This is a genomic window from Lysinibacillus sp. G1-3 (genome assembly GCF_056322905.1).
The window spans coordinates 47,295-69,406 of sequence record NZ_JBWHYQ010000001.1 but is presented as its reverse complement, the minus strand read 5'-3'; the positions used below and the strand labels follow the sequence as shown (position 1 = coordinate 69,406).

At 37.2% G+C, this 22,112-nt stretch carries 24 protein-coding genes; 6 read left to right on the top strand and 18 right to left on the bottom strand.

Annotated elements, in window-relative coordinates; all coding sequences use genetic code 11:
• Positions 1-2: 2 nt before the first annotated feature.
• Complete coding sequence (locus ACVYAD_RS00325; RefSeq protein WP_349658957.1) at positions 3-1,187, bottom strand: FtsW/RodA/SpoVE family cell cycle protein; 1,185 nt, start codon at positions 1,185-1,187, stop codon at positions 3-5.
• 59 nt (positions 1,188-1,246) lie between these two features.
• The gene (locus tag ACVYAD_RS00320; RefSeq protein ID WP_079559730.1) at positions 1,247-1,528 is read right to left on the bottom strand and encodes an Fpa/YlaN family protein; all 282 of its coding nucleotides are present in this window, start codon (positions 1,526-1,528) and stop codon (positions 1,247-1,249) included.
• Between the two features lie 182 nt (positions 1,529-1,710).
• Here ACVYAD_RS00320 and ACVYAD_RS00315 point away from each other — a divergent pair, with 182 nt between their 5' ends.
• Complete coding sequence (locus ACVYAD_RS00315; RefSeq protein ID WP_349658958.1) at positions 1,711-2,211, top strand: peptidyl-prolyl cis-trans isomerase; 501 nt, start codon at positions 1,711-1,713, stop codon at positions 2,209-2,211.
• Between the two features lie 11 nt (positions 2,212-2,222).
• Positions 2,223-2,426, top strand: coding sequence for a YlaI family protein (locus tag ACVYAD_RS00310; RefSeq protein WP_349658959.1), 204 nt, complete (start codon positions 2,223-2,225; stop codon positions 2,424-2,426).
• A gap of 215 nt (positions 2,427-2,641) precedes the next feature.
• Here the strand turns inward: ACVYAD_RS00310 and ACVYAD_RS00305 are convergent, their stop codons facing one another.
• From ACVYAD_RS00305 to typA, 5 genes are all read right to left on the bottom strand, one after another.
• On the bottom strand, positions 2,642-3,436 hold the full coding sequence (locus ACVYAD_RS00305; protein WP_349658960.1) for an ABC transporter permease: 795 nt from the start codon (positions 3,434-3,436) through the stop codon (positions 2,642-2,644).
• Complete coding sequence (locus ACVYAD_RS00300; protein WP_349658961.1) at positions 3,429-4,196, bottom strand: ABC transporter ATP-binding protein; 768 nt, start codon at positions 4,194-4,196, stop codon at positions 3,429-3,431. Before ACVYAD_RS00300 ends, ACVYAD_RS00305 begins: the two co-directional genes overlap by 8 nt.
• Position 4,197: 1 nt before the next feature.
• On the bottom strand, positions 4,198-5,190 hold the full coding sequence (locus ACVYAD_RS00295) for an ABC transporter substrate-binding protein (RefSeq protein ID WP_476423888.1): 993 nt from the start codon (positions 5,188-5,190) through the stop codon (positions 4,198-4,200).
• Between the two features lie 260 nt (positions 5,191-5,450).
• Positions 5,451-5,849 carry a YlaH-like family protein gene (locus ACVYAD_RS00290; protein WP_349658963.1) on the bottom strand — a complete coding sequence of 133 codons (399 nt, stop codon included), beginning with the start codon at positions 5,847-5,849 and terminating at the stop codon, positions 5,451-5,453.
• Between the two features lie 30 nt (positions 5,850-5,879).
• On the bottom strand, positions 5,880-7,724 hold the full coding sequence (gene typA, locus ACVYAD_RS00285) for a translational GTPase TypA (protein ID WP_349658964.1): 1,845 nt from the start codon (positions 7,722-7,724) through the stop codon (positions 5,880-5,882).
• A 138-nt stretch (positions 7,725-7,862) separates the two neighbouring features.
• Between typA and ACVYAD_RS00280 the strand changes: the two genes are divergently transcribed.
• Positions 7,863-8,048 (top strand): DUF5325 family protein, encoded by a 186-nt coding sequence (locus tag ACVYAD_RS00280; protein WP_079559722.1) that lies wholly within the window; start codon positions 7,863-7,865, stop codon positions 8,046-8,048.
• A 57-nt stretch (positions 8,049-8,105) separates the two neighbouring features.
• On the opposite strand, the gene ACVYAD_RS00275 is transcribed toward ACVYAD_RS00280, so the two are convergent.
• Both ACVYAD_RS00275 and ACVYAD_RS00270 read right to left on the bottom strand, forming a co-directional pair.
• A complete protein-coding gene (locus ACVYAD_RS00275; RefSeq protein ID WP_476423886.1) occupies positions 8,106-8,900 on the bottom strand; it encodes an inositol monophosphatase family protein in 795 nt (264 codons plus the stop codon).
• 228 nt (positions 8,901-9,128) lie between these two features.
• Complete coding sequence (locus ACVYAD_RS00270; RefSeq protein WP_079559720.1) at positions 9,129-9,326, bottom strand: hypothetical protein; 198 nt, start codon at positions 9,324-9,326, stop codon at positions 9,129-9,131.
• A gap of 120 nt (positions 9,327-9,446) precedes the next feature.
• On the opposite strand from ACVYAD_RS00270, the gene ACVYAD_RS00265 reads away from it, so the two are divergent.
• Positions 9,447-10,073 carry a YktB family protein gene (locus tag ACVYAD_RS00265; RefSeq protein WP_476423883.1) on the top strand — a complete coding sequence of 209 codons (627 nt, stop codon included), beginning with the start codon at positions 9,447-9,449 and terminating at the stop codon, positions 10,071-10,073.
• A gap of 767 nt (positions 10,074-10,840) precedes the next feature.
• Here the strand turns inward: ACVYAD_RS00265 and ACVYAD_RS00260 are convergent.
• Entirely contained in the window at positions 10,841-11,128 is a 288-nt protein-coding gene (locus ACVYAD_RS00260) for a UPF0223 family protein (protein ID WP_079559718.1), read from the bottom strand.
• Between the two features lie 253 nt (positions 11,129-11,381).
• On the bottom strand, positions 11,382-12,338 hold the full coding sequence (locus tag ACVYAD_RS00255) for an NAD(P)H-dependent flavin oxidoreductase (protein ID WP_476423881.1): 957 nt from the start codon (positions 12,336-12,338) through the stop codon (positions 11,382-11,384).
• A 151-nt stretch (positions 12,339-12,489) separates the two neighbouring features.
• Between ACVYAD_RS00255 and ACVYAD_RS00250 the strand changes: the two genes are divergently transcribed.
• Positions 12,490-13,959 carry an aminotransferase class I/II-fold pyridoxal phosphate-dependent enzyme gene (locus ACVYAD_RS00250; RefSeq protein WP_349658968.1) on the top strand — a complete coding sequence of 490 codons (1,470 nt, stop codon included), beginning with the start codon at positions 12,490-12,492 and terminating at the stop codon, positions 13,957-13,959.
• Positions 13,960-14,000: 41 nt separating this feature from the next.
• On the opposite strand, the gene ACVYAD_RS00245 is transcribed toward ACVYAD_RS00250, so the two are convergent.
• Positions 14,001-14,333, bottom strand: a complete 333-nt coding sequence (locus ACVYAD_RS00245) for a helix-turn-helix transcriptional regulator (RefSeq protein ID WP_476423879.1) — start codon at positions 14,331-14,333, stop codon at positions 14,001-14,003.
• Between the two features lie 173 nt (positions 14,334-14,506).
• On the opposite strand from ACVYAD_RS00245, the gene ACVYAD_RS00240 reads away from it, so the two are divergent.
• Positions 14,507-15,103, top strand: a complete 597-nt coding sequence (locus ACVYAD_RS00240) for a class I SAM-dependent methyltransferase (protein ID WP_403008105.1) — start codon at positions 14,507-14,509, stop codon at positions 15,101-15,103.
• Positions 15,104-15,139: 36 nt separating this feature from the next.
• On the opposite strand, the gene ACVYAD_RS00235 is transcribed toward ACVYAD_RS00240, so the two are convergent.
• The 6 genes from ACVYAD_RS00235 to ACVYAD_RS00210 form a co-directional block, all read right to left on the bottom strand.
• A complete protein-coding gene (locus ACVYAD_RS00235) occupies positions 15,140-15,817 on the bottom strand; it encodes an LrgB family protein (protein WP_476423877.1) in 678 nt (225 codons plus the stop codon).
• Entirely contained in the window at positions 15,810-16,253 is a 444-nt protein-coding gene (locus ACVYAD_RS00230) for a CidA/LrgA family protein (RefSeq protein ID WP_476423875.1), read from the bottom strand. Before ACVYAD_RS00230 ends, ACVYAD_RS00235 begins: the two co-directional genes overlap by 8 nt.
• Positions 16,254-16,471: 218 nt before the next feature.
• Positions 16,472-17,977: a Tle-like phospholipase domain-containing protein gene (locus tag ACVYAD_RS00225; RefSeq protein ID WP_476423873.1), complete on the bottom strand. Its 1,506-nt coding sequence runs from the start codon at positions 17,975-17,977 to the stop codon at positions 16,472-16,474.
• Positions 17,978-18,312: 335 nt separating this feature from the next.
• The gene (locus ACVYAD_RS00220; RefSeq protein WP_349658974.1) at positions 18,313-19,095 is read right to left on the bottom strand and encodes an SDR family NAD(P)-dependent oxidoreductase; all 783 of its coding nucleotides are present in this window, start codon (positions 19,093-19,095) and stop codon (positions 18,313-18,315) included.
• Between the two features lie 236 nt (positions 19,096-19,331).
• A complete protein-coding gene (gene lpdA, locus ACVYAD_RS00215; RefSeq protein ID WP_053483451.1) occupies positions 19,332-20,747 on the bottom strand; it encodes a dihydrolipoyl dehydrogenase in 1,416 nt (471 codons plus the stop codon).
• A 5-nt stretch (positions 20,748-20,752) separates the two neighbouring features.
• Positions 20,753-22,096: a dihydrolipoamide acetyltransferase family protein gene (locus tag ACVYAD_RS00210; RefSeq protein WP_349658975.1), complete on the bottom strand. Its 1,344-nt coding sequence runs from the start codon at positions 22,094-22,096 to the stop codon at positions 20,753-20,755.
• Positions 22,097-22,112: the final 16 nt, after the last annotated feature.

Below are 22,112 nucleotides of genomic sequence, written 5' to 3'. Positions count from 1 at the left end.
CTTTATGATTGTGTCTTTCTCCTTTCTACCTTTTCAAACATAGAAATATTGATTAATATTCCCATCGCTAAAGATAGAATAATTATAGATGTCCCACCATAGCTAATAAAAGGTAGCGTGACACCGGTTAACGGGATTAACCCAGTTACACCCCCAAGATTGATAAACGTTTGCCAGCCAATCCAGCTCGCAATACCAGCCGTAATCATACGTGCTAGTGGATCTTTCGTGCGCAACGCAATCGAAAATCCTTTATATACAATAAACCCTAAACCACCTAAAACGATAAGAACTCCCCAAATTCCTAGTTCCTCCATAATAATTGCCATAATAAAATCGGTTTGTGGTTCAGGCAAATACCCCAATTTTTGAATCGATTGACCGAGACCTCTTCCTTCTAAACCGCCTCCGCCAATGGCATAATAACTATTGACAACTTGATGACCACTACCAGTCTCATACTCAAACGGGTTAATGAATGATTTAAGACGTCCCAAACGGTTTGTCGTTAACATATTTCCTTTAAACAGCATTAGTATACCAAAGATGACTCCTCCAAACGCGCCCAACACTCCAAAAAACTTCCAAAATGTTTTAAATGGAATACCACTCGCTGCTACAACACAAACAGCAATTCCACATAGAATAATACTTGCTCCCAAGTCGGTTTCAAAAGCTACACCAGCAACAACAAGAATCCAGAGGAATATAGGATAAAATATTTCATTTGGTTGTAGCTTCTCAAGCGTATATTTTTGTCCTTTCCGATAAAAAGCTGCAGCAAAATATAAAATTATAAATAGCTTCGCATATTCAGAAGGTTGAAAATTACCAAAACCCGGGACATGTATCCAACTTTTAGAACCTATCCCTTCCGTATCACCGTTACCAGCAACTTTTACCCAAGTAAATAGAACAACTAGCACAGCCGTAAGTAACAACATAACATTTTTATTCGCATAATGTTTATACGGGAAAAATGCAGCTACTAAAAATCCAAGAAAAGCTACAATTAAATTGATTACTTGCTTGTGATAATAGAAATCTGGAGCTTCTCCTTTTTGTGCAATCGCCACCATCATACTGGAGCTATAAATCATTACTAAACCAAATAAGCTTAATAATAGAACAGTAAAAAACAACGGATAATCAAAATTTTGTGCATAACGTTTTAAGTATTGTTTCATCGGAAAACCTCATTCTAGAAAAAAAACTCAAATCGCAAATGCGTTTGAGTTTTTTCTTTTTATTTGTCTGTATACGCGTCATGTAGTACAGAAAGTTCTTTCTCGAGTGAATCGAGAATTTCTTTGCCTTTTTCGCGTTCAATGAGTCCCAGCTTCACAGCAAATTCAATTTCACGTGAAAGGCCGAACATTTGTGTATCTAATACTTCTTCATATAGAGGGCATTGTGGCATTGTTAAATGATCCATTTGTACTCGAATGAGGCGAGCAATTTTATCTGCATCAGCAACTAAAAGCTCCAAAGCCTTCTCTTGAAAAGAAGTTTGTGATTTAGTATCCATGAGGACGCCCCCATTATCTGATATTTCTTCGATTCTATCTTAATAAAGTTTATCTTTTAGTCGTTAAAAATGCAAGTGTCTACATTGGAAAATAGAGAAATCGAATTATATTTCTTTATTATCTCTAGTCATTAGCGTTATACTATTTCATGGATATACAAGATTTAAGGAGGATTTCTATAATGGAGACAATAATTCCTATTAAGGGCGCAGTTACATTCCAATTAACATTAGATCCCACTGTTTGGATTTTCGATGATCGTAAATTAGATTTAAAAACGTACTTCGACACAAAAGAAGTTGAAGAAGATTCGGATATTAAATATATGCGTGAGGTAGGTGCTCACTGGTCACGTGAGATTATGGAAGGAGCTACTTTCCCACCAACATTGAAATCAGAACGAAAATTCGACCGCAAAGGGATGGAAACAGGCACTTTCGGAATCGAATTAAGTCACTTCTTGAAAAATGCTGTTATTAAACCTGAAGCAACAACAATCGTCATTGAATGTGAAGATAGCAAAGAATATCCATTTACAATCGAAGAAGCTTATACATTAATTTTAAAATATAGCCAAGATGGTAAGCCATTAATGGAAGATGGTCCTGTTCATGTGCTATTTAGAGACGGTTCAAATGTAGACAACCCTATCAAAAATGTATTAGCTATTCGTGCTGAGTAGGAGGGAATGCAATGCGCGTAAAGTGCGTTATTTGCGATACTATTAACAATTTAGATGATAATTTACCGTTAGCAAAAAAATTACGCAATCGACCAATTAATACGTATATGTGTGAAACATGTCATGACCGTATTGAAGATAATACCGTCGCACGCATTGAAACCGGAAATTTCCGTTTTTATCGTACTTCACCACAGATGGATAAAGAGTTTTAACTGATCAGCCGAAGGAGGTGACCCATTATTTGAGTCACCTCCTTTATCGTTCAGGCTACTCATCAAGATTTATCGGAACAAAATCTCATTTTATCGGAACAATTTTAGCTTTTATCGGAATAATATCTCGTTTTATCGGACCAATTTCAGTTTTTATCGGAATATTATCAACATGAAGGAGGTGACTCATTATTTGAGACACCTCCTTTAACCATCTATCCATTATTTTTTATAATCGCCTTCTCAATCAACTCGACAACCTGATACATAATCGTCGCAAAAAAGGCGATGATGAGAAGTGACATAAGCACAAGATTAAAATTAAACACTTGGAAGCCATAAATAATTAAATAACCAAGCCCTTTTGAGGCAACTAAAAATTCACCAACTATAACACCTACCCAAGACAGGCCAACATTTACTTTCAAAGTAGAAATAATCGTTGGGAAGGAAGCAGGTAAAATAACTTCTTTAAATATTTGCCACCGGGTTGCCCCAAAAGTTTGTAACACTTTGCTGTAGTTAGGATCAACCCCTTTAAAAGCCGTATAAACTACGATGGTTGTAATAATGATTGAAATCAACGCACCCATTGCAATAATCGAAAAATAACCTGGACCAAGGGCGACTATTAAAATAGGGCCTAAAGCAACTTTAGGCATAGCGTTTAAAATAACTAAATATGGATCAAGTACCTTTGATAGCATCGATGACCACCACAATACGGTTGCTATTAATGTACCCAGTAGTGTTCCGGCAATAAAACCAATAATCGTTTCCATTAAAGTAACGCCAACGTGAAGTGTTAGCGTACCATCACTCACTTTTCCTACTAATGTACGCCATACATGCGTCGGCGAACTAAAAATTAAACGGTCAATCCATCCAAATCTTGAAAGAAGCTCCCATCCACCGAAAAATACAAGTAAGATGATAAGCTGATATAAACGAACATAGCGCTTTTCTTTTTTTAGCATTTGCTGATACTGTTTAAACATTGTATTATCCAAGACTCTCCAGCTCCTTCCAAATAATTTGGAATATGTCTGAATATGCTGGATGCTGTCGAACATCAAAAGGTGAAAGCTCTTGCAACTCTGAAGGTATATCAAATACTTTATGCAATGTACCTGGATTTGCAGAAAATAGAAATACGCGTTCACTCATCGCAATGGCTTCACCAATATCATGTGTCACCAGAATTGCCGTTTTTTGATAGGCCTTTAACGTTTCAACAACCAAATCCTCCAGTTTTAATTTAGACTGATAATCAAGTGCTGAAAACGGTTCATCTAGCAATAAAATTTTAGGATCAACCGCTAAAGTTCTTGCAAGTGCTACTCGTTGACGCATGCCACCCGATAACTCTCTCGGATAATTGTTCCCTACATGCGGTAAACCAATTTCTTGCAAAAGTGCATTTGCAGTTACTTTATGCGTTTTATTGCTTCGCTCCATGATTTTCAAACCGATCGTGACATTTTCTTCGATGGTTTTCCAAGGAAACAAATAATCTTGCTGAAGCATGTAGCCAATGAGAGATTGATTGTGTGTTGAAATTTCCTCACCATCGATGTATACTTTGCCCTCTGTAGACGAAAATAAGCCCGCAATAATAGATAATAACGTTGTTTTCCCACATCCACTCGGTCCTATAAAAGAAACAAACTCACCTTTTCGAATATCTAAATTAATATCACGTAAAACTTCCTTTGCCTGCGTTTTCGAAAAATAACTATGGTGAATATTTTCTACTTTTAAAAATTCCATCTTACTCAGCTGCCTTTTTAGCAAAGGTTGTATTTACAAGCTTTTCATAATCCACCCGTTGAGGAAGTTCACCCGCTTCTCCCATAATCGTTTGCAAGTTATCCCATTCCCCCTTATCCAAAATAGGATCTGTAGCATAGGAACCCTGTGATTTATAACGCTCTACCACTGTTTCGATTAATTCAATATCTACATTTTCAAAGTATGGCTGAATAATTTTCGCTATTTCCGCCGCACTCGATTTTTGCACAAAATCCTGTGCTCGCTTCAATGCATTTGTAAAGCCTTGAACTGTTTTCTCTTCGTCCTTTAAATAGCTGCTTTTCGCCATAAACGATGTATACGGCAATTGCCCAGATTCTGTACCAAACGAAGCGACAATATAGCCTTTACCTTCTTTCTCAAACATACTTGCTGTTGGCTCAAATAGCTGTACATAATCCCCCGTTCCAGATGCAAAGGCTGTAGAAATATTAGCAAAATCAATATTTTGAATAAGTTTTAAATCATTGGCAGGGTCAATGCCATGCTTTTTCAGTACGAACTCACCTGCCATTTGTGGCATTCCACCTTTACGCTGCCCTAAAAATGTGGAACCTTTCAACTGATCCCATGAAAAATTATCCACCTTTTCACGTGCCACTAAAAATGTTCCATCTGTTTGTGTTAACTGCGCAAAATTTTGAATCGGGTCATTGGCACCTTGGAGCGTTACATATATAGAAGTTTCCGATCCAACTAAGGCGATATCAATTCCATCAGATAGTAACGCCGTCATTGTCTTATCCCCGCCCGCAATTGTTTGTAGCTCAACGGAAAGCCCTTCATCCTTGAAGAACCCTTTTTCAAGGGCTACATACTGCGGCGCATAGAAAATTGAGCGCGTCACTTCTCCAACTTTGACTTTTTCTAGCTCCGTTTTATTACACGCTGTTAAAGAAAGGAGTAATAAAGTAATAACACTAAATAGTAAACTTTTTTTAAGCCTACGCATTCCATTTCCTCCTTAATTAATGAAATAAGCCTATCGACATTAACTTATTCACACTAGAAGATTTCGGTGCCAATCAATTTAGTTTTGAGAGAACAATCGATTGAAAATGGGTTCCGTAGCCAATCGTTTATATGTAGATTGCTTAAAGCGATAATTTTTTTTACTATACCAAATAAAACAGCCTTAGCAAATTAATGCTAAGGCTGTTTTATTACTTAAAAACTCAATACAAGTTTCACGGTATAGGAGCCAAGCTACTCTCATTGGTTGGCAGCTTGTTGCTCTTCTCTTTTTTCACGCCACATACGTGTTTTATATACAATCAAAATTAACGCCGCTACGATGAGACCCTCAATCATAGGTAGGAATAACGCGAAAAATGTCAACATAATACATCCTAGGAATAGGAACACATAAATGACAATAGTTTGAGATAGCTTTAACTTCTTTGCAAAGCCTAATTTATAGACAATTGCAGAAAGTACAAATACAAGGAGAAATACAACGAAGCCTGCAATTTCATAGCTCGGTAAATTTTCATATAAAAATCTTGTTATACCTGCCATTCTCTCATAAACCTTTGTTGTTTCCTCTGAATTTGTTGATGCAGCAACTTGAATAACATTTAGTTCACCCAATAAAGCGGACTTTATATCCAAGACTCCTCTTCCTTTCATGTCAGCGGAAAATTATTGTTCTGCGTTACGTAATTTTTTCGCTGCTTTCTCACGTTCGTTTTTATCTAGAATTTGTTTACGAAGGCGAATAGATTCTGGTGTGATTTCTAAATACTCGTCATCACCTAAGTATTCAAGCGCTTCTTCTAGTGATAAAATACGTGGCTTTTTAATAACATTCGTTTGGTCTTTGTTTGCTGAACGGATGTTTGTTTTTTGTTTCATTTTTGTGATGTTTACAGTGATATCAGCGTCACGAGTGTTTTCTCCAACGATCATACCTTCGTAAATATCTGTACCTGGCTCCAAGAACAGTGTACCACGGTCTTCAATTTGCATCATACCATAAGTTGTTGATTTACCAGTTTCCATTGAAACTAGTACACCTTGGTGACGGCCACCGATTTTTCCTGGTATTAATGGTTGATAGCAATCGAACGTATGGTTGATAATACCGAAACCTTTTGTCATCGACATGAATTCAGTTGTATAACCGATTAATCCACGAGCTGGTACTAAGAACGTTAAACGAACTTGACCACTGCCGTTGTTCACCATATCAAGCATTTCACCTTTACGTGTACCAATTGATTCGATAATTGAACCAACATTTTCTTCAGGCACATCGATTTGAACGCGTTCGAAAGGTTCACATTTCACACCGTCGATTTCACGCACGATTACTTGTGGTTTTGACACTTGTAATTCGAAGCCTTCACGACGCATGTTTTCGATAAGGATAGATAAGTGAAGCTCCCCACGACCTGAAACTGTCCAAGCATCTGGAGAATCAGTATCTTCAACACGTAAAGATACGTCTGTTTGTAATTGAGCACGTAAACGCTCTTCTACTTTACGAGAAGTAACCCATTTCCCTTCACGACCTGCGAATGGAGAATTGTTTACTAAGAAAGTCATTTGTAAAGTTGGCTCATCAATACGTAATGGCGTTAGCGCGTCTGGATGCTCAACAGGGCAAACTGTTTCACCAACGTTGATGTCTTCCATACCTGAAACGGCGATTAAGTCACCAGCTTTTGCTGTCTCAACTTCTTCACGTTTTAAGCCGAAGAATCCAAAGATTTTCGTTACACGGAAGTTTTTCACTGTTCCGTCTAACTTCATAAGAGATACTTGTTGACCTACAGAAATTGTTCCGCGGAATACGCGACCAATACCGATACGTCCAACGAAGTCATTATAGTCAAGTAAAGCTACTTGGAATTGTAATGGCTCTTCTGAGTTATCAATTGGTGCTGGAATAGCTTCGATAATTTTCTCAAATAGACATTTCATATCCGCTTCTTGCTTAGATGGATCAGCGTCTAAAGAAGCTGTACCATTTACACCTGAAGCATAGACAACAGGGAAGTCTAATTGATCTTCATCTGCACCTAGTTCAATGAATAATTCAAGTACTTCATCTACTACTTCTAGTGGACGAGCTGAATCTTTGTCCACTTTATTAACAACAACGATTGGTGTTAAACGTTGTTCTAATGCTTTTTTCAACACAAAACGTGTTTGTGGCATACAACCCTCATACGCATCGACAACTAGTACAACGCCATCTACCATTTTTAAAATACGTTCTACCTCACCACCGAAGTCAGCGTGTCCAGGCGTATCAAGGATGTTGATACGAGTTCCTTCATAGTTTACTGCTGTATTTTTAGCTAAAATCGTAATACCACGTTCGCGTTCAATATCGTTAGAGTCCATTGCACGTTCTTCAACACGTTCGTTTGAACGGAATGTACCTGATTGTTTTAGTAATTGGTCGACTAAAGTAGTTTTACCATGGTCAACGTGTGCGATAATTGCGATATTGCGAAGATCTTGACGTAAGTTTGTCATTATTCCACTCCATATTCTTTTTTCGAATGTTTAACTGTGATATTATAGCACAAGAAGGATAGAAATGTCCTTATTAGAATTTTCCTCATTCTAAAAAATATATTTAATTTACAAATTTTTAATATAGGAGGCTCGGCTATGAATCGTGCAAAATTCGTAATGGCCATTTACGCATTAGCTGCTGTTTTAGCAATGTGTTCTATCGGGTATTCAGTAGCAATTAGCAGTGTATTAGGTATAATAGCAGGCATTGTGGCTACTTGTGTCATCTTCATGACAGCCTTTAAAATGAAACGTAAACTACGTGAACAAGGTTTACTATAATATGAGTTGATTGCTTAAGTAAGAAGGAGCCTGTCTAAAAAATAGACGGCTCCTTTTTTATTCATAAGGCACAATATAATTTTCTAATAGCTCTTTGTGTATAGAAGGATTGGCAATGATAAAAGTATCCTGATGCAAAAAGTCAAAGGTCTCTCCATGTAAATTAGTGGTGATGGCACCAACTTCCTTAGCGATAATAGTTCCCCCAGCAATATCCCATGGTGATAGTCGCATCGATACATAAGCATCTAGTTTACCACTGACAACAAACGCTATTTCCATTGCCGCTGAACCATATGACCGCGTACCACGTACTTTCCGAACCATTTCAATGACTTTTTCATGGTGAATATGTCGATTGGGTGCTACCCAATGAGCGTTTATACCAATGACAGATTCCTCCATTTTGACTGACTGCAACTTACGTAATGGAGAGTCATTGTACCATGCCCCTTGACCTGCAATAGCATAAAATAAATCTTCACGCATGACATCGAATATGTAACCTAGCTTGCCTACCCCATTAACAAAAATACCGATAGAAATCATAAAATGACGATGTTGCTTCACAAAATTCATTGTGCCATCGATCGGATCAATAATCCATACGACACCTTCTAACGACTCTACTTTCTCGCCCATTCCCTCTTCCCCTAAAATTTTGTGGGTTGGATCAAAACTTCGTATTTTTTCGATAAAAAATAATTCTGTTTCACGGTCAATATTTGTAACAAGGTCATTGGCACTTGATTTTGTCTCAATAATTAGATTGTACGAAAAGGCCTCCCGAATACGTCTCCCCGCTTCAACTATAATACTTTTCGCAAACTGATCAATTTGTTGTAAATCCATAAAAACCCACCCTTCGATTATAAGAAAAGGCCTCACACATTTTTTAACTTTCTCACTACTTAAGGCTTGATTTCTCATGACGTTTTGTTAATACGTAGCACCTAGTACTTCCTTGAAATTAAAACTTCTTATTATGATATACAGTCTATTTTACCCTTTATAGCAATAAAAATCACCTGCTGTCGGAATATTCAGCAAGTGATTTTTCAAATCGGTATAAAATATTGACTACGCATAGACGTGCAAGCTTTCAAGTTCAAGCTGAATTTCAGCCAGACGTTTTTTACTTTTTTCAATTTCAAACTCATTTTTTTCATTCATTGCCGAAAAGAGTGAGGCTAATTCATAATCTAATTCTAATTGTAAAATGTGTTCATATTGCTTTTCAATGTCGACTTTACGTATAATTTTTACGATAGGTTTCATAAAAATCACTTCCTTTTTTTATTTTTTCACAATAACAACTTCGAGAAAGTTCTTGTTATAAGATTTTTTCCCATTTTCGTAATAAAATAAACCTTATAAATCGAAAGGAGTAAATAAAAAATGACGAAAATAAAATGGACGAATAAAGACTTCAATGTTTTTCAAATAGACGGATTAGAACAGAGAATGGATGCCTTAAATGAATGTGTAAGACCAAAATTCCAAACTCTTGGAGAGGATTTTTCTTCCTTCTTTTCGAGTCATCTTGGAGAAGAATTTTATCCTCATGTTGCAAAGCATGCACGTAGGACAGTAAATCCTCCGAATGATAGCTGGGTTGCCTTCGCTCCGTACAAAAGAGGTTATAAATCATTACCTCACTTTCAGATTGGTCTTTGGAGCACACATTTATTCATCGTCTTAGCTATTATTTATGAAGCTCCACAAAAAAATGGGATGGCAGAACGTTTAATCGCCAACAGAGCAATGTTACAGCAACTTCCTGATGACTTCATTATCTCTGGAGATCATATGTCTCCAGCAGCAATCTCCATGCAAGATGCAAAGGAAGACAAGCTAGATGAATTACTTATTCGTTTACGCGATGTAAAAAAAGGTGAGTTTTTAGTAGGTCGACATATTCCAAAAGATCAAGCGGTCAAGCTGTCAGCTAGTGAACTTCATCAATTAACAGAAGATACCTTTAACCGTTTACTACCGATTTATAACATCATTGTTGGAAAATAAAGTTTAACAGATTGTCCTTCAAGCCTTGTGGCATAATAACTAAAACAATTTTCATGATTTTATTTATATTTTGTGGAAAATTTACGTTATTATCCCTAGCAAACGAAAATTTGTTTGAGGAATATTTTTATGGGTTTGAGTTGAGAGAAGGGAATTATTATTTTTTCTCTATTTTTCAAGAAATTTGAAAAAGCTTGATTTTGTTTATGTAGTATATGAAACGCGCTTATTTTTAACACTGGCATAGTGTATAGCGATTAGATAAAAAATATGGGATGGGAATACTCACATCCACATTTTTTGTATTTAAAATCAAAGTAGTCAAAATACATGCCTGTGAAGTAGTTGATTGGAGTAGAGATTGGGCGACTCCTTGTGGATTAACAATAGAGGAACGAAGGTTAAAACCATCACGTCCTGTGATAACTCCTTCGTGACCAACATCCTGCCGCTGTCGCTACGTTAGCACTACGCTTTCGTGCAAAAAACATCTGTTGTCCCAAGCGGCTCATCGGACGCCCCTAGGAAGCTCTGTGCGAAAGCGTAGCGGCAGCTACAAATGTTTTATCTGTGCGAAAGCGTAGCGGCAGCAACAAAGCGCCCAGTCGGAACGAAATCACCCCCTCGTTGTGCCGAAGAGACATCTGAATCGACACCTGACAGTATATTTTTAAAGTGAAATTGAAAAAATCCACATCAGAAAAGCGCAAGAAATCAACGTTTTTAAAATTGATTTCTCGCGCTTTTTAAGTTTTGACCCGTTTTATTTATCTACGTTGCTTCGGGGCAACTTTAATAATTGTGCCGTCAGTTGCGTCTTTTGTTTGTTTCACAACAGGATAACTGACATAGCCACTCGCTTCTTCAAATTCACGGAAAATTGTTTTTTCCTCGGCCTGTGATGGAACAATTTCTTTAAAACGACGATATTTCGCCATCATCACTTCACGCTTAATGCCTTTTTCATAAGCTTGTTCAATTCCTTCAAAAAATTGGACAACATCTACAATTTCCTCCGTTGACCAATCCGTCGAAAACGGATAAGAGTATTCCATTGGACATAACCACCTTTACGTTATTGACCCGATACAAAAAACATATACATTTCTAAAAAAAATGTAGACATCTCTACAGTGACACAACTTATATCTTTTGACTTTCGCTTTTGTGTCTTCCTTATTCTCCGAGCCTAGTTTCGCCGAAGCTACTGCCAATTAGTATGGCTCTCCAAAGGCGATTACAATATGAGATAGCTTGGTTTTCACAATCTCATTAGAACACTGATGTAAATGATTTGTTCGTATGTCGTTATACCCATTTTACCCGGATACTCTCTGCTTCTGCAACCATTCGAGTGATCAGCTCCTCGACAGTTGGAATATCATGAATCATTCCTGTAACTTGTCCAGCCCAACCAATGCCTTCTTCTTTTTCGCCCTCATAAATAAAACGTTTATTTGCTTTCCCGCTAATATAATCTTTTAACGCCTCATACGTAGGTGTAGTGCGTTCAATTTCTAAAATCTTTTCCGTGAATTCACTGCGTAACGCTCTTGCTGGTGCACCTATAGAGCGTTTTATAACGGTCGTATCTGCCTCGGTGCTTGCGAGTAACGCTTCTTTATATGCCTCAGAGGCATCAACACATTCTTTAGTCGCAATAAAACGAGTTCCCATTTCAATTCCCTCTGCTCCAAGTGCATGAGCTGCCATCCAGCCACGACCATCACCAATACCACCAGAGGCAATGACAGGTATTTTCACACTATCTACAACCTGTGGCACGAGCACCATTGTCCCTATATCATCGCGTCCAAGATGACCTCCACCCTCTTGTCCAACAACCATAACAGCATCTGCGCCTAGTTCTTCCGCCTTTTGAGCTTGTCTACGTGCAGCAACAAGAACTAATTTTTTAATATCCGTTCCTTCTAAAATATCAAAAATAGGTGCAGGATTCCCGCCAGTCATTGTAACAACAGGTACCTTTTCTTCCACCGCAACGTGCACCATTTCCTCATAACCAGTACCATACATACCAATTGCAAAATTTACGCCAAACGGTTTATCCGTTAATGTTCGTACTTTATGAATCTCTGCGCGCAATAAGTCAGGATCACGTAAACTCATTGCTGTAATTTGCCCTAGCCCCCCAGCATTCGACACCGCTGCTGCTAAATCAGCATAAGCTAAATAGGCTAATCCCCCTTGTATAATTGGATATTTAATATTTAAAAGCTCTGTCACACGTGTATTCCAATTCATAGTACCTCCCCTTTCCTACGATACTAATTTCTCGAAATTATTAAAAAAACCTTTATTTTTTATTTTTTTCTGTAAAGTCTGTTTTTTCGTGCAATTAGGTGCTATAATTCACTTGTTTTGTTAGATATTAAAAAGTGAGGTGGTACCTGCGTTGTCACAACTAGAGACTCCATTGTTCGACGTATTATTAAAACATCGGAACAGACACCCAATTCAATTCCATATTCCAGGCCATAAGAAAGGTCAAGGCATGGATCCTGCGTTTCGAGAATTCGTCGGCGACAACGTTTTATCAATTGATTTAATTAATATTGCTCCACTAGACGATTTACATTCACCAAAGGGCGCCATTAAAGAAGCACAAGCACTTGCTGCACAAGCCTTTGGTGCTGATCATACATTCTTTTCCGTTCAAGGTACTAGTGGCGCCATTATGGCGATGATTCTGACCGTCGTCGGTCCAGGTGATAAAATTCTAGTACCACGGAATGTTCATAAATCCATTATGTCGGCGATTGTTTTCGCTGGAGCAATCCCGATTTTTATTCATCCTGAAGTAGATAGTGAATACGGTATTTCTCATGGAATATCGCCTGAAGCTGTTGAAAAAGCTTTAAATGCTTATCCAGATACAAAAGCAGTACTTGTAATTAATCCAACGTACTTCGGCTTCTCCGCAGACTTAAAGCGTATTGTAGAAATAGTCCATACACGTAATATTCCGGTAGTTGTCGATGAAGCACATGGTGTACACATTAAATTTCATGATGACCTCCCTTACTCCGCAATGGAAGCTGGGGCTGATATGGCTGCAACAAGCGTACACAAGCTTGGTGGCTCTATGACTCAAACGTCTATTTTAAACGTTCGTGAAGGTCTTGTTTCTGCAAAACGAGTACAAGCTGTTCTGTCGATGCTCACAACTACATCGACATCATATCCATTACTTGCTTCTCTTGACACAGCACGACGTCAGCTGGCAATCCATGGTTATGACTTAATTGGTGATGCACTTCGTTTGGCAAAGGATGCGCGTAAACGCATTAACCAAATTCCACATATAAAATGTGCTGGTAAAGAAAAATTAAATTCATCTGCAACTTATGATATGGATCCTTTAAAGCTACTAATAAGCGTTAAAGATTTAGGCCTCTCTGGTCATCAAGCTGAAGAATGGCTTCGTCACAATGCAAATATTGAAGTAGAATTATCGGACCTATACAATATTTTATGTTTAGTGACATTAGGTGATACGAAAAAGGAAATTAATCTCCTCATCAATGCTCTTAGTCGTATGTCAAAAGCATTCGATTCAGAAGCTACTATTACTGAGGCGATGGTTAATGTACCGGATATTCCTGCACTTGCCATGTCACCACGCGATGCATTTTATGCAGATACTGAAGTTGTTCCTCTTGCAGAAGCAGATAATTGTATTTGTGCAGAATTCGTTATGGTGTATCCCCCAGGTATTCCGATTTTTATTCCCGGGGAAATAATTACACAAGAGAATATTCGTTATATACAAATGAATATTGAAGCTGGTTTACCTGTACAAGGACCTGAAGATACAACATTAAAAACGATTCGCGTCATAAAAGAACGCAAACCTATTATTTAATACCAAAGCTACCTCTATATGAGGTAGCTTTTTGTCTCGGATTAAAACTGATAATAGAACCAAGAAGAGAGCATAGCGAATATAGGGAAAATAAGCCACCAATACTTCCACAAAAAATCACCAACAGTTTTATGATCCGATTTATTAGAATCAGAAGCTACGAGTGTTTGATACTTTTCTTCACCTGTAATAAGCTGGTCTAAAGAAATTTTATATAAATCACTTAACCTTCTTAAATTATCAATATCAGGATAGCCCTTTCCTAACTCCCATTTTGAAACAGATTGTCTTGAAATATTTAAAAAACCCGCGACATCGTCCTGTGTATATTTATGTTGTTCTCTCAATTCCTTTAAACGGTTTTCTATCTTCATTGAATTTCACCTCCAACTTATAGGATTTTGATCAAATAATAATGGATGATTACACTTTATTCTAGAAGTTATCATTTGCTAATTCGCAACGCATAGTTGCTTTCAAAGAAACTGAGCAAAAAATTCGAATCTAGAGCATACTTTCCTTACAATATTTATTGAGGAGTGATGGAATGAACACATGGGATCAACGATTTAAAACAGCCGAATATGTTTATGGTGAACAGCCAAATACATTTATAGAAGACTATGTACACTATTTAAAGGATTATCCAAGTGTGGCTGCATATGCCGAAGGTGAAGGTCGAAATGCTGTATTTTTAGCTTTACAGGGACATACGGTAACTGCCTTTGATTATGCGGAAAGTGGTCTTAAAAAAACAGAACAGCTTGCAGAAAAACATAATGTATCAGTCCATACAAAGCTAACTGACTTACTACAAGATGAACTGCCAGAAGAAATGTTTGATGCTGCTATTATGGTGTTTGGACATTTTCCAGCTGAACAGCAACAAGAAGTGTTTAAGAGGATTGTTAATTCTGTAAAACCTGGCGGTCGTATTATGATGGAACTTTATTCAATTTATCAACTACCTTACGCCTCAGGTGGCCCAAGACAGCTTGATTTTTTATATGACCCTTTGGATGTTCTAAAATGGTGTCAACCTTATAAAATCATCCATTTTTTCACAGGTGAACAAATGCGAAATGAAGGTATACTCCACACAGGACTTGCTCATACCATTCAATTTATTATCGAAAAAAGTTAAAAAGACTATATACAGATTTTCTGTATATAGCTTTTTTTACAAAAATAAATAAACAAATAGTGGACATAAAAATGCGCCTATAATTGCAGTTAAGGCCATAGATAACGACCCTACTGATAATTCTTGTTCTCCGTATTCTCTTAATTTAACAAGTCCAACGCCATGAGAAGCACTACCTACTGCAACACCTCTACTAACGGCTGAATCAATTTTGCCGTATTTAATGACTAATGGTCCTATAATAGCGCCTACAAATCCTGCCAGCATGACAAGCACAGCTGTTAATGGTGGAATACCGCCAATTGTCTCACTCACTTGCATACCTACAGGTGTCGTTAACGATTTAGGCAAGGCAGTCAGCAACCAGCTTTTATTGACGCCAATCCATTTCAGCATAACAAATATTGTCATTAAACCCGTAACCATGGCGATAAAAACACCTGACAAAATTGCATATTTATATTTCATAATAATCTTACGCTGGTTATATAATGGATAAGCAAGTGCTACAACTGCTGGACCTAGCATTTTTTGTAGCCATTCTCCACCCTCCATATATGTAGAGTATGGAATATTAAAGACTACTAACATAATTGCACTGACGATCGTTGTCGTCACTAGCGGAATCATTAAAGGATGAGGGTAACGTTGATAAAGTTTAGTAAATAATACGAATAACACAACGGTACCAACGACAACAATAATTTCAATCAACTGTTAATTCCCCCTCTCCTTCTTCTACAATGGCTACTGTTTCTTTTTTAGTCAGCTCTTTTTTCTCAACCATTTGACTAAGTAATCCTGTCACATAAATAGAGATAAGCGTGCTTGCTATAACGGCTAGCATAATCAATAGACCAGTTGTTGAAACAAGTTCAGGGTAGTCAATTACTCCTACTGTTGCAGGAATGAAAAACAACGTTAATACGCCAATTAAAAAACCAGCTCCATCTTGAATGTATTCTACTTTAATTATTTTAAAATGGAGTAAAAGTGCTAATAATAACAAACCAATTACACTTCCGGGAAGAGGTACATGTAGTAAAGCAACAATACCGACGCCCATGTAATAAAAGATATTGAGTATCCCGATCTGAACAATAATTCGAACAACTCTCTTTAACATCGCAACAAAATTCTCGTTCATCATTTCGCCACATTTCACCCCCATTACGTCCATTCTACAACTGCAGGAATTTTCTGTCTATTATAATTTTAGAAAAACAATAGAAAAAAGGATTACTTCAAGACTTTCCTATTGTGCACTTACTTAAGAAGCTACTCTGACAAACATATTGCTGGACATTCATTTTAAAAAAGCACTTCCTAAGTGATTTTAAACAAAATAGGAAGTGCTTGTTTATTAATTTATTTTTTTGGATGTTTCATATCATATGCTTTCCAATTAGAATTTGGACTTTCTTTTATCAGATACAGGTTATCATAAAAACCATTGTGTGAAGATACCATACTGTCGAAAGGTTTGCGATATTGAGAAATAAGGAGGTATTCACTTCCTTTAAAACGGTAATATTCTACAGTAGGTTTTTTCACGTATTCATTTTCTACCCAAGAATCAATAAAGATCGTGTTTGGATTTGCTGCAATGTTATCGGTGCCTCTAAATATATATTTGTTTTCCAAAGGCATCATATCTTCTTTCATGTATTTATTAATATATTCAGGTGTGAATCCAGGAGATAAGATATCAATTATTTGAGTCTTTGTGAAGTAATAGGTGTCTCCAAGCCGTATCTTATCTTGCATTCCGATTAGACCATCTACTATTTTCTTAGCTTCAGATAGTTCGAAGTCACTAAAATTCTTAATGTATTGGTTCGAAACATATCCTTCTTTTCCTTCGTAATTGAATAGAGAATAACCATATATATCATGAGAATAGGTCGTAATTTTTGTGCCGTTCTTTAATGAACCTAACTTTGCAAAATTAGTGCCTGGTCCACCTAAAACTTCGACTTCCTTTAAGTTAGTGGAGATAACTCCTGTTGCCACATCGTATAATGGTTTATCTGCATATTGATAAAAATTAGAAAGATCGTGGTAACCACCTACCGAAGTAGAAGGTTGATTATCTTTCTTATCATAATAAATATTAGTTTTTGAATTTTTTTTAGGGCTGTTATATTTACCAATTGGATCAAGATTTATAGAAAACGTCTTTACTAACTTTCTGTTTGCATTGTCAATATTTGAATATTCGTCAGGACTAGGTGCGTTGAATACAACGGAAGGTATTCCTTTTTCCAAAGTTATAGAAGTTGCTAAAAATCCACCTAAAGAATGACCGGTAGCAGTAACTTTATATTTTGGATTTACCTGTTCAAATAGTTTTCTCGCATTATCCATTTGAGTATTATACAGTTCCGAAGTAATGCCCGATAGATCTTTAGAGATATCTCCACTGTCAGAAGTACCTCTAAATGCGATTACATATTCTTCAGTTTTTGTATTTTTAAAAACAGCTCCGAAAAAGCCTGTTATATCATCACTTTCATAATCATCTAGAATCCATTTTTCTAAATCAGCATATTCGATAAACTCACTTACTTTCATAGAAGGGTAGTAATGTTCTTTTTGAATTTTCTTCCATTCATCCTTAAAATTTTGCAGTGGATCACTTTTAGCTTTTAATGCATCAAATTTCATATCTACTAATTTTGTTCTTTTTTCAAATTTGCTTAGGTCTGAGTAAACTAAGGTGCTAAAGAACAATGCTCTTGTTTCTTCTTTTGTTAGATTTTTCGGGCTAAGATTTGGTACAGTTGCTGCTTTTGCCGCTTGTGGATTTACACCACTGAAAATGACTGATAAAAATGTAGTAATGATTAAAAAAAATAAAAAATTTCTTTTCAAAAAAAATCCTCCTTTAATGGTTTCGAACAATTATATCACCCCAATACCAGCAAATGAATAATTTTACAGAAGTTAATGTCAATGGAAAACTTCTTTGATACTTAATCAAGAGAAGTATTACGGTGACGTATTTAAACTAAAACTGGCTGGCATAAGTCCAGTAAAATCCCGAACTCACACCAGCCAATTAGCCGCATAATAAAAACTCTAACTTTAAGGGGTTACTACCTTTGAGCTACCCTTTTTCTATACATATGATAAAGAAACTGTCTTAAAACTAATCTACAATCAATTTTTTGACACAGCTAAATATACTTTTCTCAAAAAATATTACTCTATAATGCATGCCCGGAACCACCATCAATATTTACAGAAGTTCCTGTCACATAACTAGCAGCATCAGAAACTAAAAAAGTAATGACATTTGCTGCTTCTTGAGTTTCCCCTACACGACCAAGCGGAATTGCTTGACCTACTTTACGGGAATACTCATCCCACGATAGCTCGGGTTCTGCCTCTTTCCACGTCTTCTCTATTTGATCACTACGAATAAGCCCAATACAAACAGAGTTCACACGTATATTATCTTTTCCTAAGTCTTTGCTCATAGCTTTCGTTAATGCCAGACCTGCAGCACGACTTACAGTACTAGGGAGTGAGCTTGCCGGTGGTGTTTTAGCCATTACCGCAGTCACATTAACTATTGCACCGCCACCAACCTTACGTAAATGAGGTACAGCATATTTTGAACAATTGACAGCACCAAACACTTTTAAATCTACATCAGCCTGCCATAGCTCACTACTAACCGATTCAAATGAATTAGCTGAAGCTGTGCCTGCATTATTAATAAGAATATCAAGGCGACCAAAATGCTCTACTGCTCGTTCTATTAAGTACTTACAATCTTTTTCTTTTGTAATATCAGTTGGTACAATTAAAACGTCCTCGCCTGTTTCATTTTTAATACAGCCAGCAGCCACTTGAAGCTGTTTTTCACCACGAGCACAAAGTACGACCTTCACGCCCTCTTTCACAAGCTGCATCGCTGTATAATAGCCAATTCCCTTACTTGAACCTGTAATAACTGCTACTTTCCCCTTTAAGCCTAGTTCCATTTTTTATCACCCCAGTTTTTATGATCAACTTCCCTTGTTTCAAAGACATCGTTATCATTTCCGGACATCTAGCATTCAATTACTAGATTTTTAAGTCTATCCGGTATGTAATATGTTCCTAACCGAACTGTATTTTTAGAATATTCATTCGATATAATTACTTTATCAAAATTACATGTAATATACAAAAAAACGGCTACAAAGCAAATGCTTTATAACCGTTTTCATAAACTTTATTATTTTTTTGCTACAATATGGATTGGGTTGCCAAGTAATACTTCAGCAGCTTCCATTGTAATTTCACCTAATGTTGGGTGAGCATGGATTGTTAACGCGATATCTTCAGCAGTCATACCGCCTTCAATAGCTAAGCCCATTTCAGCGATCATATCTGATGCACCAGCACCTACGATTTGAGCACCAATTAATAAGCCATCTTCTTTACGCGCAACAAGTTTCACGAAACCTTCTGTTTGGTTTAATGCAAGTGCACGACCATTTGCTGCGAATGGGAATTTCGCTGCAGTGTACTCGATGCCTTCAGCTTTCGCTTCATCTTCGTTATAACCAACTGTTGCCATCTCTGGATCTGTGAAGCATACAGCAGGAATAGCTAAATAATCAACGATTGATTTTTCACCAGCGATTGCTTCAGCAGCAACTTTACCTTCGTAAGATGCTTTATGAGCAAGCTGAGGACCAGCTACAATATCACCAATTGCATAGATGTTTGGAATATTTGTACGGCACTGTTTGTCAACATTGATAAGACCACGTTCACCGAATTCAACACCGATTTCAGCAAGGCCCATTTCATCTGTATTTGGACGACGACCTACAGTTACTAATACGTAGTCAGCTTCAACTTTTTTCTCTTCTCCGCCAACTTCATATGTTACTACTACGCCGTTTTCTGTTTCTTCAACGCCTTTTGCAGATGCGTTTACTTCCATTTCAACGCCTTTCTTTTTAAGGCCTTTTTTCACGATTTGTGTCATTTGTTTTTCGAAGCCAGCTAAGATATCTTTTCCGCCTTCGATAATTGTTACTTGTGAGCCAAGGTTAGCGTAAGCTGAACCTAACTCTGTACCAATATAGCCTCCACCGATAACGACTAATTTACCTGGTACTTCTTGTAAAGAAAGTGCGCCAGTAGAATTTAGTACGCGATCAGAGAATTTAAATGTTGGAATTTCAACTGGGCGAGAACCCGTTGCGATAATTACATTGTTAAATGTGTAAGTTTGAGCAGATTCACCATTGATGATACGCACTGAATGAGCGTCAACGAAATAAGCTTCACCTTGTACAATTTCAACTTTATTACCTTTAAGTAAGCCTTCAACACCGCCAGTTAATTTTTTAACAACGCTGTCTTTAAATGCTTGTGCTTTTGAGAAGTCTAATTTCACATCAGAAGCGATGATACCCATGTCATCTGAATGTTTAGCATGCTCAAAACGGTGACCTACTGAAATTAATGCTTTAGATGGGATACAACCTACGTTTAAGCACACACCACCAAGTACATTTTTTTCAACGATTGTTACTTTTTGGCCAGTTTGAGCTGCACGAATTGCTGCTACATATCCTCCAGGACCTGAACCAATGACAAGAGTATCTGTTTCGATTGGAAAATCTCCTACTACCATTTTTGTTACGCCTCCATTAATAATAATTCTGGTTCACTTAACAAACGCTTTAAGTGATTTAAAGCATTTTGCGCAGTGGCTCCATCAATCATACGATGATCAAAGCTCAATGATAATGCTAACACAGGTGCTGCTACAATTTCACCATTTTTTATTACAGGTTTTTCTGAAATTCGACCAATACCTAGAATCGCTACTTCAGGATGATTAATTACCGGAGTAAACCACTGTCCTCCTGCAGAGCCGATATTTGTAATCGACATCGAAGCGCCCTTCATTTCATGTGGTGCAAGCTTGCTTTCACGAGCTTTAGTCGCTAATTCATTAATTTCATTTGATACTGCAAAAACAGATTTACGATCAGCGTGCTTAATAACTGGTACAAGCAAGCCTTTTTCTGTATCTGCTGCAATACCAATATTGTAATAATGCTTCTGAATAATTTCTTGTGTTGCATCATCTAATGAGCGGTTAAATTCTGGGAATTCGCGTAAAGTTGAAATTAGCGCTTTAACTACATATGGTAAGTACGTTAATTTAACACCTTTTTCAGCAGCGATATCTTTGAATTTTTTGCGATGTGCTACTAGAGCTGTTACATCGACTTCATCCATTAGTGTAACATGTGGAGCCGTTTGTTTCGAGTGAACCATCGCTTTTGCAATCGCTTTTCGAATGCCCGACATTTTCTCACGTGTTTCTGGGAAATCACCTTCAAGGACTACTGGTGCTACTTGTGTAGTTGTTTCTTGCTGCACAGCTTCTTCATTAGCTACTGGTGCTGCTGCTTCAGCCTCTACAACGCCTCCACCTTTTAGGAAATTCTCAATATCTTGTTTTAAAATACGACCATTTTTGCCTGTACCATTAACTTCACGAATATTCACATCATTGTCACGTGCAAATTTACGTACTGAAGGCATTGCAATGATACGCTTATTATCTTCAGCTACCGCAACAGCTTCAGTCTTTTCAGGAGTTTTCTCTGGAGCCTGCTCAACTTCAACAGGTGCCTTTGCTACTTCCTTACCATACTCAGCTGTCGCTTGAACTTGAGCCTCTGTTTTCGCTTCAGCATGGTCATCACCTTTTAGCTTTAAATCTTCATATCCAGGTGCATCAAGGCGGATTAAGACATCACCAACAACTGCTACTGTGCCTTCTCCTACTAAAACTTCCTCTACTGTCCCTTCAACTGGAGACGGAATCTCTACTACTGCTTTATCATTTTGTACTTCACAAAGAATATCGTCTTCTTTTACTGTATCTCCAGCTTTAACGAACCACTTAACGATTTCGCCTTCGTGAATACCCTCGCCAATATCCGGTAATCTAAATTCAAATGCCATGTGTACCCATCCTTTC

Excerpts from the sequence above, each read along its gene's own strand:
- ACVYAD_RS00260 (WP_079559718.1), bottom strand. The coding sequence starts at position 11,128 with ATGGAATACTCTTATCCGTTTTCGACGGATTGGTCAACGGAGGAAATT.
- ACVYAD_RS00280 (WP_079559722.1), top strand. The coding sequence starts at position 7,863 with ATGAATCGTGCAAAATTCGTAATGGCCATTTACGCATTAGCTGCTGTT.
- ACVYAD_RS00275 (WP_476423886.1), bottom strand. The coding sequence starts at position 8,900 with ATGGATTTACAACAAATTGATCAGTTTGCGAAAAGTATTATAGTTGAA.
- typA (WP_349658964.1), bottom strand. The coding sequence starts at position 7,724 with ATGACAAACTTACGTCAAGATCTTCGCAATATCGCAATTATCGCACAC.
- ACVYAD_RS00300 (WP_349658961.1), bottom strand. The coding sequence starts at position 4,196 with ATGGAATTTTTAAAAGTAGAAAATATTCACCATAGTTATTTTTCGAAA.
- ACVYAD_RS00240 (WP_403008105.1), top strand. The coding sequence starts at position 14,507 with ATGAACACATGGGATCAACGATTTAAAACAGCCGAATATGTTTATGGT.
- ACVYAD_RS00245 (WP_476423879.1), bottom strand. The coding sequence starts at position 14,333 with ATGAAGATAGAAAACCGTTTAAAGGAATTGAGAGAACAACATAAATAT.
- ACVYAD_RS00325 (WP_349658957.1), bottom strand. The coding sequence starts at position 1,187 with ATGAAACAATACTTAAAACGTTATGCACAAAATTTTGATTATCCGTTG.
- lpdA (WP_053483451.1), bottom strand. The coding sequence starts at position 20,747 with ATGGTAGTAGGAGATTTTCCAATCGAAACAGATACTCTTGTCATTGGT.
- ACVYAD_RS00270 (WP_079559720.1), bottom strand. The coding sequence starts at position 9,326 with ATGAAACCTATCGTAAAAATTATACGTAAAGTCGACATTGAAAAGCAA.
- ACVYAD_RS00315 (WP_349658958.1), top strand. The coding sequence starts at position 1,711 with ATGGAGACAATAATTCCTATTAAGGGCGCAGTTACATTCCAATTAACA.
- ACVYAD_RS00265 (WP_476423883.1), top strand. The coding sequence starts at position 9,447 with ATGACGAAAATAAAATGGACGAATAAAGACTTCAATGTTTTTCAAATA.
- ACVYAD_RS00220 (WP_349658974.1), bottom strand. The coding sequence starts at position 19,095 with ATGGAACTAGGCTTAAAGGGGAAAGTAGCAGTTATTACAGGTTCAAGT.
- ACVYAD_RS00255 (WP_476423881.1), bottom strand. The coding sequence starts at position 12,338 with ATGAATTGGAATACACGTGTGACAGAGCTTTTAAATATTAAATATCCA.
- ACVYAD_RS00230 (WP_476423875.1), bottom strand. The coding sequence starts at position 16,253 with ATGATGAACGAGAATTTTGTTGCGATGTTAAAGAGAGTTGTTCGAATT.
- ACVYAD_RS00310 (WP_349658959.1), top strand. The coding sequence starts at position 2,223 with ATGCGCGTAAAGTGCGTTATTTGCGATACTATTAACAATTTAGATGAT.
- ACVYAD_RS00320 (WP_079559730.1), bottom strand. The coding sequence starts at position 1,528 with ATGGATACTAAATCACAAACTTCTTTTCAAGAGAAGGCTTTGGAGCTT.
- ACVYAD_RS00295 (WP_476423888.1), bottom strand. The coding sequence starts at position 5,190 with ATGCGTAGGCTTAAAAAAAGTTTACTATTTAGTGTTATTACTTTATTA.
- ACVYAD_RS00210 (WP_349658975.1), bottom strand. The coding sequence starts at position 22,096 with ATGGCATTTGAATTTAGATTACCGGATATTGGCGAGGGTATTCACGAA.